11 protein-coding genes are annotated in these 12,728 nt (G+C 73.0%); 9 read left to right on the plus strand and 2 right to left on the minus strand.

Going from position 1 to position 12,728, the window contains the following annotated elements; all coding sequences use genetic code 11:
* Nucleotides 1–281: 281 nt before the first annotated feature.
* The gene (locus ACFFJB_RS09395) at nucleotides 282–1,217 is read right to left on the minus strand and encodes a histone deacetylase family protein (protein ID WP_376830942.1); all 936 of its coding nucleotides are present in this window, start codon (nucleotides 1,215–1,217) and stop codon (nucleotides 282–284) included.
* A 265-nt stretch (nucleotides 1,218–1,482) separates the two neighbouring features.
* On the opposite strand from ACFFJB_RS09395, the gene ACFFJB_RS09400 reads away from it, so the two are divergent.
* Nucleotides 1,483–2,073 carry a L,D-transpeptidase gene (locus tag ACFFJB_RS09400; RefSeq protein ID WP_376830943.1) on the plus strand — a complete coding sequence of 197 codons (591 nt, stop codon included), beginning with the start codon at nucleotides 1,483–1,485 and terminating at the stop codon, nucleotides 2,071–2,073.
* A 124-nt stretch (nucleotides 2,074–2,197) separates the two neighbouring features.
* Here ACFFJB_RS09400 and ACFFJB_RS09405 read toward each other — a convergent pair whose 3' ends face one another.
* Entirely contained in the window at nucleotides 2,198–3,535 is a 1,338-nt protein-coding gene (locus ACFFJB_RS09405; protein WP_376830944.1) for a dihydroorotase, read from the minus strand.
* A gap of 147 nt (nucleotides 3,536–3,682) precedes the next feature.
* Between ACFFJB_RS09405 and ygfZ the strand changes: the two genes are divergently transcribed.
* From ygfZ to ACFFJB_RS09445, 8 genes are all read left to right on the plus strand, one after another.
* The gene (ygfZ, locus tag ACFFJB_RS09410) at nucleotides 3,683–4,537 is read left to right on the plus strand and encodes a CAF17-like 4Fe-4S cluster assembly/insertion protein YgfZ (protein WP_376830945.1); all 855 of its coding nucleotides are present in this window, start codon (nucleotides 3,683–3,685) and stop codon (nucleotides 4,535–4,537) included.
* Between the two features lie 167 nt (nucleotides 4,538–4,704).
* Complete coding sequence (locus tag ACFFJB_RS09415; RefSeq protein WP_376832621.1) at nucleotides 4,705–5,367, plus strand: DNA-3-methyladenine glycosylase I; 663 nt, start codon at nucleotides 4,705–4,707, stop codon at nucleotides 5,365–5,367.
* A 355-nt stretch (nucleotides 5,368–5,722) separates the two neighbouring features.
* Nucleotides 5,723–6,292 carry an HD domain-containing protein gene (locus ACFFJB_RS09420; protein ID WP_376832623.1) on the plus strand — a complete coding sequence of 190 codons (570 nt, stop codon included), beginning with the start codon at nucleotides 5,723–5,725 and terminating at the stop codon, nucleotides 6,290–6,292.
* Between the two features lie 141 nt (nucleotides 6,293–6,433).
* Entirely contained in the window at nucleotides 6,434–6,697 is a 264-nt protein-coding gene (locus tag ACFFJB_RS09425; RefSeq protein WP_376830946.1) for an exodeoxyribonuclease VII small subunit, read from the plus strand.
* A gap of 195 nt (nucleotides 6,698–6,892) precedes the next feature.
* Nucleotides 6,893–8,809 carry a 1-deoxy-D-xylulose-5-phosphate synthase gene (gene dxs / locus ACFFJB_RS09430; protein ID WP_376830947.1) on the plus strand — a complete coding sequence of 639 codons (1,917 nt, stop codon included), beginning with the start codon at nucleotides 6,893–6,895 and terminating at the stop codon, nucleotides 8,807–8,809.
* A gap of 4 nt (nucleotides 8,810–8,813) precedes the next feature.
* Nucleotides 8,814–9,560, plus strand: coding sequence for a TlyA family RNA methyltransferase (locus tag ACFFJB_RS09435; RefSeq protein WP_376830948.1), 747 nt, complete (start codon nucleotides 8,814–8,816; stop codon nucleotides 9,558–9,560).
* Between the two features lie 149 nt (nucleotides 9,561–9,709).
* The gene (locus tag ACFFJB_RS09440; RefSeq protein ID WP_376830949.1) at nucleotides 9,710–10,969 is read left to right on the plus strand and encodes a class I SAM-dependent RNA methyltransferase; all 1,260 of its coding nucleotides are present in this window, start codon (nucleotides 9,710–9,712) and stop codon (nucleotides 10,967–10,969) included.
* Nucleotides 10,966–12,408 (plus strand): FAD-binding oxidoreductase, encoded by a 1,443-nt coding sequence (locus ACFFJB_RS09445; protein WP_376830951.1) that lies wholly within the window; start codon nucleotides 10,966–10,968, stop codon nucleotides 12,406–12,408. The genes ACFFJB_RS09440 and ACFFJB_RS09445 overlap by 4 nt, the downstream gene beginning before the upstream one ends.
* Nucleotides 12,409–12,728: the final 320 nt, after the last annotated feature.

Here is a 12,728-nt window from a genome sequence, read left to right on the forward strand (position 1 = left end):
CGGCCAGTCGCCGCCGGCGCGGCGGCGCGCGTCACGCCTGCCGGACGCAGGCGCATGGCCCGCATGGGACGGCCAGCCCAGCCCCCGCCAGCCCCGCCGCGCATGACGGAGGGAGAGCGCGGCGCGCGCCGGTCACCGGAACGGGCCGGCCAGGCGTCCGCCTGCCGCCCGCCGCGCGCGCCTTCCGCATGCGCCAGCGTCACGCCCTGGCCCGTCGCGACGTCCCTGTGGGGGAGCGTCACGGCAGGCGAAGCGCCCGCCGCGACAACCGCCGCCCCGCCTCATCCGCCGAGCAGCGCCTCCACGTGGACCGCGACGCTGCGCTGCAGCGCCTCCAGGTCGTAGCCGCCCTCCAGCACGGAGACCACCCGCCCCTTGCAGCGGCGGTCGGCGATGTCCAGCAGGCGCTTGGTGGCGAAGGAGAAGTCGTTCTCGGTGAGATTGATGTTGGCCAGCGGATCGCGCCAGTGCGCGTCAAAGCCGGCGGAGATGATGATCAGGTCCGGGCGGAACGAATCCACCCGCGGCACCACCATCAGGTCGAAGATCTCGCGATAGGTGCGGCCGTTGGTGCCGGGCGTGAGGGGAATGTTGACGATGTTGTTGTGTTCGCCCCGCTCGCCCATGTCGCCGGTGTGCGGGAACAGCGGCATCTCGTGGGTGGAGCAGTACAGGACGTTGGGATCGTCCCAGAAAATGTCCTGGGTGCCGTTGCCGTGGTGCACGTCCCAGTCGACGATGGCGACGCGCTCCGCCCCGTGCCTGTGAATGGCGTGACGGGCGGCGATGGCGGCGTTGTTGAAGAAACAGAACCCCATGGCCCGGCCGCGCTCGGCGTGGTGCCCGGGCGGACGGGCGGCGACGAAGGCGTTGATCGCCCTGCCCTCCAGCACCTCGTCCACGGCGCGGATGGCCCCGCCCGCCGAGCGCAGCGCCGCCTCCCACGTGCCCATGCTCACCGTGGTGTCCGGGTCAATCTCGACCAGACGGCCGTCGGCCGGGATGAGGCCGCGCAGACGCTCCACATGGTCGCGGCTGTGACACCGCAGCAGGTCGGCTTCCGACGCCAGCGGCGCCTGTTCGCGGGCGAGAATGGAAAACCTTTCGTCCTCAAGCGCGCGCTCGACCGCGCGGATGCGGTCGCTGGATTCAGGATGTCCCGGCGCGGTCTCGTGATGGAGGCTGGCGGGATGCGACAGATACAGCGTTGTCGTCAAATGAACGGCCCTGTTTTACGCGGTCTGGACGGGGATACTGTCGCAAGCCCGCCGGAGCTTGTCCATCATCCCTGCGCGCGGCGGGGCGCGGCGGCCGCGTTTTCGCCCCCGCCAGCGGCGCCGGCCCGCCCCCGTCGCGCCCTTCACGGCGCCGTGAGCGCGCCGCGGTTGCCTCCGGCGACCGCCTCATTTACCCCTTGGCGCGAGCAGGATCTTTCCTGCGATTCGCGGCGCCTGCGGCCCGCGACAGGGGCTGGGGCGGGCGATGCGGACATTTCTCAGGGCGGCGCTGGCGCTGGCGTCGGCGGCGGTTCTCGCCGGCTGCTACACCACCACTCCAGACCCGCAGCTGTCGCCGCGCGACGCGGAATGGCTCGCGCAGATCCCGAAAGCCGAAGACGATCCGGTTTACGCACGCTACCTGCTGTCGACCAACGAAACCGGCGAGCCGCCCGGCGTCATCGTCGTCGACACGAAGGCGCGCCAGCTGTTCTACGTGCTGCCGGACAACCGGGTGATGCGCTACGGCGTGGCCGTGGGCGACGAGGCCTTCGGCTGGACCGGCGAGGCGGTGATCCAGCGCAAGGCCGAGTGGCCGGACTGGCATCCGCCGGCGGAGATGAAGGCGCGCTGGCCGCACGTGCGCGACATGAAGGGCGGCCCCGCCAATCCCATGGGCGCGCGGGCGCTGTATCTCTACCAGAACGGCCGCGACACGCTGTATCGCATCCACGGCACCAACGAGCCGGAGAAGATCGGCCGTTCGGTGTCGTCCGGCTGCATCCGCATGCGCAACATCGACGTCATCGACCTGTACAACCGCGCGCCGGCGGGAACCCGCGTGGTGGTGAAATAGCCGCCCCCCGCCGTCCGCGGTCAGGTCGGAAACGGCGAAGGCCCGGACGGCGCCGGACCCCGGCAGGAACGCGCCCCGACCTGGCGCGCCCGCCCCGGCTGTCCGGGCGCAGGCGCGGCGCCGGTCAGGCGCGCGGCATGGCCTGGATGAAACGCACCGCCTCGCCGCGGGACGGGGCGGCCAGCTCGCCCTCCCACATCACCACATGTCCGCGCACCACCGTGCCAACCGGCCAGCCGGTGACGGAAACGCCGTCATAGGGGGTCCAGCCGCAGCGCGAGGCGATCCAGCTGTTGCGGATGGTTTCCACGCGCTTCATGTCGACGACGGTGAAGTCGGCGTCATAGCCCACCGCGATGCGGCCCTTGCCGGCGATGCCGAACAGCCGCGCCGGGCCGGCGCTGGTCATGTCGACGAAGCGGGCGAGGCTGAGCCGGCCGGCGTTGACGTGGTCCAGCATCACCGGCACCAGCGTCTGCACCCCGGTCATGCCGGAGGGCGAAGCCGGATAGGGCTTCATCTTCTCCTCCAGCGCGTGCGGCGCGTGATCGGAGCCAAGCACGTCGGCCACGCCCTGGGTCACCCCCTCCCACAGGCCGGCCCGGTGGGCGGCGTCGCGCACGGGCGGGTTCATCTGCGCGAGGGTCCCGAGCTTTTCATAGGCCTCAGGAGCGGCGAGGGTCAGGTGATGCGGCGTCACCTCGCAGGAGACCAGATCCTTGTGGTCGGCGAGGAAGCGCATCTCCCCGGCGGTGGAGACATGCAGCACGTGGATGGCGGCGCCGGCCTCGCGGGCGATGCGCACCAGGCGTTTCGTGCAGTTGAGCGCAACCTCCGCCGAGCGCCACACGGGATGGCTGGAGGGGTCGCCCTCCACGCGCAGGTCCTTGCGCGCGCGCAGCATCATCTCGTCTTCGGAGTGGAAGGCGGCGCGCCGGCGGGTCTGGCGCAGGATGCGCGCCACGCCCTCGTCGTCCTCCACCAGCAGGTCGCCGGTGGACGAGCCCATGAACACCTTGATGCCGGCGGCGCCGGGCAGGCGCTCCAGCTCCGGAATGTCGGCGACATTGCCATGGGTGCCGCCCACCCAGAAGGCGAAGTCGCAGTGCATGCGGCCGCGGGCGCGCCTCACCTTGTCGGCCAGCGTCCCGGCCGAGGTGGTGAGCGGGTTCGTGTTCGGCATCTCGAACACCGCGGTGACGCCGCCCATCACCGCGGCGCGCGAGCCTGTCTCCAGGTCTTCCTTGTGGTCGAGGCCGGGCTCGCGAAAATGCACCTGGGTGTCGATGACGCCAGGCAGGATGGTGAGGCCGCGGCAGTCGATGACCCGCCCGGCGCGGGCGTGGTCCACGTCGCCGATGCGGACGATGACGCCGTCGCGCACGGCCACGTCGCGGACGCCTTCGCCGTCCTGGTTGACGACGGAGCCGCCGGCGAGAACAAGATCATAGGTTTCGGCCATCAGCCCCGTTTCCTGTGCTGGAGAAAGCTGCGGCGCCGGCGCGGGGGCTTGCCCGCCCGCGGCGACCGTTGGAACCTGCGCCCGCCCGGATTATGTCAGCCGGCGCGGGCGCGCAAGCGCCAAAGGCGCACCCTGCAGGAGTAGACCATGCCCACGGCCCATCTTGTCGATCGCGGCGTCGTTTCGGCCGCCGGCGAGGACGTCGCGACCCTGCTCCAGGGGCTGCTCACCTGCGACGTCGCCGGCCTTGCGCCCGGAGCGGCGGTCGCCGGCGCCCTGCTGACGCCCCAGGGCAAGATCCTGTTCGATTTCCAGCTGCTCCGCCTGCCGGAGGCGCAGGGCGACGGCTTCCTGTTCGACGTGGCCGCCGCCAGCGTCGCCGACTTCATCAGGCGGCTGAATTTTTACCGGCTGCGCGCCAGCGCCGTCTTCACGGACCGCAGCCAGGAGCTGGCGGTGGCCGCCGGCTGGGGCGCGGACGCGGCGCCCCTGCCCGGCCTCGTGTGGACCGACGCCCGTCATCCCGGCCTTGGCCAGCGCTGCATCGCCCCGCGCGACGCCGTGGCCGCCCTGCCGGACGCAGGCGCGGACGCCTACCGGGCCTGGCGGATCGCCGCGGCGGTGGCCGAATGCGGCGCCGATTTCGCCGCCGGCGACGTGTTTCCCCATGAGGCGGGGCTGGACCAGTTCGGGGCGGTGTCGTTCGGCAAGGGCTGTTACGTGGGCCAGGAAGTGGTGTCGCGCATGCAGCACCGCGGCACGGCCCGCGCCCGCATGATGGCGGCGCGCCTGCCGGCGGACGCAGCCGCCGCTCCGGGCGACGCGGTCATGGCCGGCGAGAAACGCGTGGGCGAGATCCGCGCCGTGAGCGGCGAGGCAGCCATCGCCCTCGTGCGCCTCGACCGGGCGGCGGAGGCGAAGGCGGGGGGCCTCGCCCTCACCGTCAACGGCGCGCCGCTGCAGCTGGCGCGGCCCGCCTGGGCCAGTTTCGACGCGCCCTGACCCCGCCGCGCCGCAGCCGGCGCGACGCTTGCAACTGTTCCACTTTTGTTCTTAACTCGGTCGCAGACGGGCCAGACAGGGGGGCGGAAGCGGTGACAGGGACGCAGGCGCAGGACGACGCGCTGGCGGGCGGCGCCGGCCGGACGCGACAGGAAGAGGCGGAATATCTGGAGGCGGGGCTGCTGCGCCATCCGGACGGGCTGCTGCGCTGCTGGTGGCCGGGAACCGATCTGCTCTACGTCGCCTATCATGACGGGGAATGGGGCGTGCCCGAGCATGACGACCGGGCGCTGTTCGAGAAGCTGATCCTCGACGGTTTCCAGGCAGGGCTGTCGTGGATCACAATCCTGCGCAAGCGCGAGGCGTTCCGCGCCGCCTTCGCCGGCTTTGATCCGGAGCGCATCGCCCGCTTCACCGAAGCGGACGTGGCGCGGCTGATGGCGGACCCTGGCATCGTGCGCAACCGGGCCAAGATCGAGGCGACGGTCAGCGGGGCGCGCGCCTGGCTGGCGATCCAGGAGAAAACCGGCTTCGCCCGCTTCCTGTGGGATTTCGTCGACGGCGTTCCCGTGCAGAACAACCTGCGGACGCGGGCGGAGACGCCGACCCAGAGCCCGCAGTCGCAGCGCATGGCGCGGGAGCTGAAGGCGCGCGGCTTCCGCTTCTGCGGCCCCACCATCACCTACGCCTTCATGCAGGCGGTGGGCATGGTGAACGACCATCTGACGGAGTGCCACCGCCATGACGCCTGTCGCGCCTGCGCCGCCGGACCGGCGCGCCGCGACGGGCCGGACGGCCCGGGTCCGGCGTTTCCTGACGGCGGCGGATGACGCCCGCGGCCAGACCATGGCCACGCGCGCGGCCAGACGTCTGGCGAAGCGCATGGCCAGGCGGACGGCCAGACGCATGGGCGGCGGCGTCCGGCCGCGACATGCGCCCACCCGCAGCCGGCCCCGTCGCCCAGGCGCAGACGGCCGGCGCAACCTTCCAGTCCCCGCCCCCGGCCCCGCCGGCGGCGCGCCAGTGCTGATCATGTCCCGCAAGGCAACTTCATCCATTCCCGTCCCGGCGCCGGCGGTCCGGCCAGATCCAGTGGTCGCGACGCCGGCCGCGCCGGTCCAGCCGGCCCTGGTTCCTGCGGCCCGCGGCCGCCGGACGGCGGAGCCAGCCCGCGCCTGGCAGCGCATGCTGTCGGGCCGGCGGCTCGACCTGCTCGACCCCTCGCCGCTGGACATCGAGATCGCCGACATCGCCCATGGCCTCGCCCGCGTCGCCCGCTGGAACGGCCAGACCGGCGGCCCGGCGATTTTTTCGGTGGCGCAGCACTGCGTGCTGGTGGAGGCCATCGCCGCCAGCCTGCATCCGCACCTGTCGCGCAAGGCGCGGCTGGCGGCGCTGCTGCACGACGCGCCCGAATATGTGATCGGCGACATGATCTCGCCGTTCAAGGCGGCGCTGGGCGAGGCCTACGCGCGCATTGAGGCGCGGCTGCAGGAGGCGGTGCATTTGCGCTTCGGCCTCAGCGCCCGGCCGTCGCCGCCGGTGCGCCGCATCATCAAGCAGGCGGACCGCGCCTCGGCGCGGCTGGAGGCGGTGGCGCTGGCGGGGTTCAGCGTCGCCGAGGCGGAGCGCTTTTTCGGCCCGCCGCCGCCGCTGCCGCTCGACGTGGCCCCCTATCTGGCGCCGTGGAGCGCCGATGAGGCGGCGGCGCGTTTTCTCGCCCGCTTCGACGCCCTCGCGGCGGACGGCGGCTGAAGACGGCGCCCGGCCAGGGGAAAACGGGACGCCGCGCGCGGAGAAAAACGGCGACGGCGCTTGAGCCCGGCGCCGCCCGGAGCGATAACGGGGCCGACCGCCGCGCGGCGCGCGCCGCCGCGGCGTCTGGAGGGACCGCACATGGCCGAAACCACGCAGCAGACCGCCCCCGCCGACATCAGCGCGCTGCCGTTCGAGGCCGCCATGGCCGAGCTGGAGGCCATCGTGCGGCGTCTCGAGGAGGGCCGGGTGGACCTCGAGGAATCCATCAGCCTCTACGAGCGCGGCGAGGCGCTGAAGCGCCACTGCGAGGGCCTGCTGCGCGCGGCGGAGGCGCGCATCGAGAAGATTGCGCTCGGGCCCGACGGCAGCCCCGCCGGCGTCACGCCGCTTGATCCGGAGTGACGCCGCGCCTGGGCCGCTGGCGCGCCGCGCCGCGGCGTCCCGGAGCGTGTTCGCGCGCCGCCGCCTTTGACCTCCGCGCCCGGAAGGCTTATGTCCGTGGATCCGGAACCGCCGCGCCGGCGTGACGGCGCGCGACGCCCCGCCGCCTGCGGCCCCGCGCGCCCGGGCGGCGCCGAACGCTGAAGGTTAGCTCCATTGGCCGTCGAGACCCCGCTCCTCGATAAAGTCCGCATCCCCGCCGACCTGCGGGCGCTGCCCGAAAGCGACCTGCCGCAGCTGGCGGCGGAGCTGCGGGCGGAGACCATCGACGCGGTGTCGGTCACCGGCGGCCATCTGGGGGCCGGCCTCGGCGTGGTCGAGCTCACCGTGGCGCTGCATTACGTGTTCGACACCCCCCACGACCGCATCATCTGGGACGTCGGCCACCAGTCCTATCCGCACAAGATTCTCACCGGCCGGCGCGACCGCATCCGCACACTGCGCCAGGGCGGCGGCCTCTCCGGCTTCACCAGGCGCTCGGAGAGCGAATACGACCCCTTCGGCGCGGCGCACTCCTCCACCTCCATCTCGGCGGGGCTGGGAATGGCGGTGGCCAGCCAGCTCAGGGGCGAGAAGCGCAATGTGGTGTGCGTGATCGGCGACGGCGCCATGTCCGCCGGCATGGCGTATGAGGCCATGAACAACGCCGGCGCCCGCGGCGAGCGGCTCATCGTCATCCTCAACGACAACGACATGTCCATCGCCCCGCCGGTGGGGGCGATGTCGGCCTATCTGGCCCGGCTGGTGTCGGGCGGCGCCTACGCCTCGCTGCGGCAGATGGGCAAGCAGATCGCCAGCCGCCTGCCGGAGTTCATTTACCGCAACGCCCAGCGCGCCGAGGAATTCGCCCGCGGCATGCTCACCGGCGGCACCCTGTTCGAGGAGCTCGGCTTTTTCTACGTCGGCCCCATCGACGGCCACAATCTCGAACACCTGCTGCCGGTGCTGAAGAACGTCCGCGACCGCGACAACGGCCCGGTGCTGGTGCATGTGGTGACCCAGAAGGGCAAGGGCTATCCCCCGGCCGAGGCCGCCGCCGACAAGTATCACGGCGTGGTCAGCTTCGACGTGGTCACCGGCGCGCAGAGCAAGCCCAAGGCCAACGCCCCCTCCTACACCCGCGTCTTCGCCGACGCGCTGATCCGGGAGGCGCGGGCGGACGGGCGCATCGTCGCCATCACCGCCGCCATGCCCTCCGGCACCGGCCTTGACCTGTTCGGCCGGGAGTTTCCGGAGCGCACCTTCGACGTCGGCATCGCCGAGCAGCATGCGGTGACCTTCGCCGCCGGCATGGCCGCGGAGGGCTACAGGCCGTTCTGCGCCATTTACTCCACCTTCCTGCAGCGCGCCTACGACCAGGTGGCGCATGACGTCTCGCTGCAGAACCTGCCGGTGCGCTTCGCCCTGGACCGCGCCGGCCTCGTGGGCGCCGACGGGCCCACCCACGCCGGCTCCTTCGACATCGCCTGTCTCGGCTGCCTGCCCAACATGGTGCTGATGGCCGCCGCAGACGAGGCGGAGCTGGTGCACATGGTGGCCACCGCCGCCGCCTATGACGACGGCCCCATCGCCTTCCGCTATCCGCGCGGCGAGGGGGTTGGCGTGGAGCTGCCGCAGCAGGGCGAGATCCTGCCCATCGGCCGCGGCCGCATCATCCGCGAGGGCGGGCGCGTCGCCATCCTGTCGCTGGGCACGCGCCTCGCCGAGGCGCTGAAGGCTGCGGACGAGCTGGATGCCATGGGCGTCTCCGTCACGGTCGCCGACGCGCGCTTCGCCAAGCCGCTGGACCGCGACCTGCTGCGCCGCCTCGCCCGCGAACACGAGCTGCTGGTCACCATCGAGGAGGGCACGGTGGGCGGCTTCGGCTCCTGGGTGTTCCAGGCGCTGAGCGACGAAGGCCTGCTGGATTCGGGCCGCCTCAAGGTGCGCGCCATGACGCTGCCGGACCGCTACCAGGAGCACGACAGGCCCGAGCGCATGTACGCCGACGCCGGCCTCGACGCAGCCGGCATCGTGGCGAAGGTGCTCGGCGCGCTGGGCGACGCCGGCGTCACGGCGCGCCGGGCAGGGTGAGGCCATGGCCCGGGAGCGCGCCGACCGCGCCCTGGTGGCGCGCGGCCTGTTCGAAAGCCGCGCCAGGGCGCAGGAGGCCATCGCCGCCGGCCTTGTCGCCGTCAACGGCCGGGTCATCGCCAAACCTTCCGAGAAAATCGGCGACGACGACGCGGTGACGGCGGCGGCGCCGCATCCCTGGGCGTCCCGCGGCGGGGTCAAGCTGGCGCGGGCGCTCGACCATTTCGGCATCGAGCCGGCCGGCTGGACCTGCGTCGATCTCGGCGCCTCCACCGGCGGCTTCACCGACGTGCTGCTGTCGCGCGGCGCGGCGCGGGTTCTGGCGGTGGACGTGGGCCACGGCCAGCTGCATCCGCGCATCGCCGCCGATCCGCGCGTGGTGTCGCTGGAAGGCCAGGACGCCCGCGCGGTGACGCCGGAGCTGATGCGCGCCCACGGCTTCGGCGCCGCCGACATGGCGGTGATGGACCTCAGCTTCATCTCGCTGAAGTTGGCGCTGCCGGCGGTTCCGGCGCTGCTGGCGCCGCAGGGGACGCTGGTGGCGCTCATCAAGCCGCAGTTCGAGGCCGGCCGCGCCTTCGTCGACAGCCGGGGGCTGGTGCGTGATCCGGCCGTGCGCCGGCGCGTGTGCGACGGCGTCGTGGCGCTGCTGCAGGAGCTGGGGTTCGCCGTCGCCGGGGTCATCCCCTCGCCCATCGCCGGCGGCGACGGCAATGAGGAGTTTCTGGCGGCGGCGCGGCTGGCGCGCTGAGGCTGCGGCGTCGCGGCGCCCGCCCCGGCGGCGGCCGGACTTTATTTTCGCCGCCGCGGGGCGCAAAAGCGCTGTTTCGCCGGCGTGGCGCCGGCCAAGGCCGCGCGCCCCGCACATGACCCGGAACACCGTTTCGCGATGAGGCCTCCGTGGCGCAGCAACTGACCATCGATCACCTCGGCGCAAAAGGCGACGGCGTGGCGCGCACGCCGGACGGCCCCGTGTTCATCGACCGCGCCCTGCCGGGCGAAACGGTGCTGGCGGAGGTGGCGGACGGGCGCGGGCGCCTCATTGAGGTGCTGCGGCCCTCGCCCATGCGCGTGGCCCAGGACTGCGCCTGGTTCGGCCGCTGCGGCGGCTGCGTCTCCCGCCACATGGCGCCGCAGCTGTACGCGGAGTGGAAGACCGGCGCGGCGCGCGCCGCCCTGCAGCGCGCCGGCGTGGCCGTGGAGCTGCGGCCGCTGGTTCACGCCGGCGGCTCCGGCCGGCGGCGGGTGACGCTGCACGGCCGTTCCGGCCCGGGCGGGCCAGCGGTGGGCTTCATGGCCCCGCGCAGCCATGAGCTGGCGGCCATCGACCGCTGCCCGGAGCTGGACCCGGGCCTCGCCCGCGCCCCGCAGGTCGCGCTGGCCTTCACCCGCCTGCTCGCCGCTTTCGGCAAGCCGCTGGACATCCAGCTCACCGCAACCCTGGGCGGGCTGGACGTGGACATTCGCGGTCTCGGGGAGAGAAATCTCGGCCGCCAGGCGGCGGCCACGCGGCTGCGTCTGGTGGCGCTGGCGGAGCAGCTGGACCTGGCGCGCCTGTCGCTGCACGGCGACGTGCTGGTGGAGCGCCGCCCGCCTTTCGTGCCCATGGGCCGGGCGCTGGTGCGGCCCGCCCCTGGCGGCTTCCTGCAGGCCACGGCCGCGGGCGAGCAGGCGCTGGCGGACATCATGCTGGCGGCGGCCGGCAAGGCGAAGCGCGTGGCCGACTGCTTCAGCGGCTGCGGCCCCTTCGCCCTGCGCCTCGCCGAACGCGCCGAAACCCACGCCATCGAGCTGGACGAGGCGGCGCTGGCCGCCCTCGACCGGGGCTTCCGCGACACGCCCGGCCTGAAGCGCGTCACCACCGAGCGGCGCGACCTGTTCCGCCGGCCCCTGCTGCCGCCGGAAATCGACCGGTTCGACGCGCTCGTGCTTGATCCGCCGCGCGCCGGGGCCGAGGCGCTGGTCCGGCAGATCGCCGCCGCCCGAATCGGCAAGGTGGTTTATGTTTCCTGCGACGCCGCCACCTTCGCCAGGGACGCGGCCATCCTGCTGGCCGGCGGCTTCGCCGCGGCCAGCGTCACCCCGGTGGACCAGTTCCGCCATTCCGCCCACACGGAAATCATCGGCGTGTTCGAGCGCGCCGCAAGGGCAAGACGATGAGCAAGCCTGTCGCCCCCACCACTCCCGTCGTCCGCGCGCCCGTCGACCTCGACGGCTTCGCCGCCATCGTCGGCGCGCGCAACGTCATCACCGCGGCGGCGGACATGGAGCCGTTCCTGCGCGAGGCGCGCGATCTCTACCGGGGCGTGGCCCGCGCCGTGGTGAAGCCGGGCAGCACCGGGGAAGTGGCAGCGGTGGTGCGCCACGCCCGCGCGCTCGGCCTGGCCGTGGTGCCCCAAGGCGGCAACACCGGCCTCGTCGGCGGCCAGATTCCGGGGGCGGAGAGCGACGCCATCGTGCTGTCGCTGGCGCGCATGGACCGGGTGCGCGAGATCGACCCGCTCACCGACACCATGACGGTGGAGGCGGGCATGACCCTGCTGAAGGCCCAGGAGCTGGCCGAACAGGCCGACCGCCTGTTCCCGCTGTCGCTGGCCTCGGAGGGCTCCTGCACCATCGGCGGCAACATCGCCACCAACGCCGGCGGCACCGCGGTGCTGGCCTACGGCAACACCCGCGACCTGGTGCTGGGCCTCGAGGTGGTGCTGGCCGACGGGCGGGTGTGGAACGGTCTCAACAAGCTGCGCAAGGACAACACCGGCTACGACCTGAAGGACCTGTTCGTCGGCTCGGAGGGCACGCTGGGCGTCGTCACCGCCGCGGTGCTGAAGCTGTTTCCGCGGCCGCGCAGCCGCGCCACCGCCTTCTGCGCCGTGGCGTCGCCGGAGGCGGCACTCGCGCTGCTGATGCTGGCGAAGAAGCAGGCCGGCTCCGCCCTCACCACCTTCGAACTGGTGCCGCGCATCGGCGTGGAGTTCGTCACCCGGCATATCCCCGGCGCGCGCGATCCGCTCAGCGACGTCTCGCCGTGGTACGTGCTGCTGGAGCTCTCCTCCCCGGCGGAAAGCGGCCTCGACGAGATGCTGGAGGCGCTGCTGGGCGAGGCCATCGAACAGGGCGTGGTCGCCGACGCCGCCATCGCCGCCTCGCTGGACCAGCGCCACGCCTTCTGGACGCTGCGCGAGGCCCTCTCCGAGGTGCAGAAGCTCGAAGGCGGCTCCATCAAGCACGACGTCTCGGTGCCGGTGGCGCTGGTTCCGCAGTTCCTTGAGGAGGCCGTCGCCTGCGTCTCCGGCATGGTTCCCGGCTGCCGGCCGGTGCCCTTCGGCCACATGGGCGACGGCAACATCCACTTCAACGTCAGCCAGCCGGAAGGAGCGGACCGGGACGCCTTTCTCGGGCTGTGGGACGCCATGAACGAGAAGGTCCACGCCATCGTCACGCGCCTCGGCGGCTCCATCTCGGCGGAGCACGGCGTGGGCCGGCTGAAGCGCGACCTGCTGCCGGCAGTGAAGGACCCGGTGGCGCTGGACCTGATGCGCGCCATCAAGCGCGCCATCGATCCCGAGGGTCTGCTCAACCCCGGCGCCGTGCTCTGATCCGCGCCGCCCCGCGCCCGCCGCCGGCGGCGTCCCGGGCGCGGCGGCGACGTCGCGGCCAGGGCGCGCTGCCGGCCCGCCGTCGTTCCCGCCCTTTTTCCCGCTCCTGCGTCAGGAACGGCCCGCGCGCCGGAACCGGACCGTGACCTCCGGCGTTTCAGCCATGCCGGCCGGAACCGGGGCGCGCGCGGCCGGATTCACCAAAACGCGTGAAGCCGGTTGCCGCGGCCGCGCCGACGGTCCCAAGCTGGCGCAAGGGCCGGCCGGTCGCCCGCCCCGGCGCGGCCCTACCATCCCGGCGAGCACAGATGACAGGAGCG

Origin of the sequence: Camelimonas abortus (assembly GCF_042432745.1) — a bacterium.
GTDB lineage: Bacteria > Pseudomonadota > Alphaproteobacteria > Rhizobiales > Beijerinckiaceae > Camelimonas > Camelimonas abortus.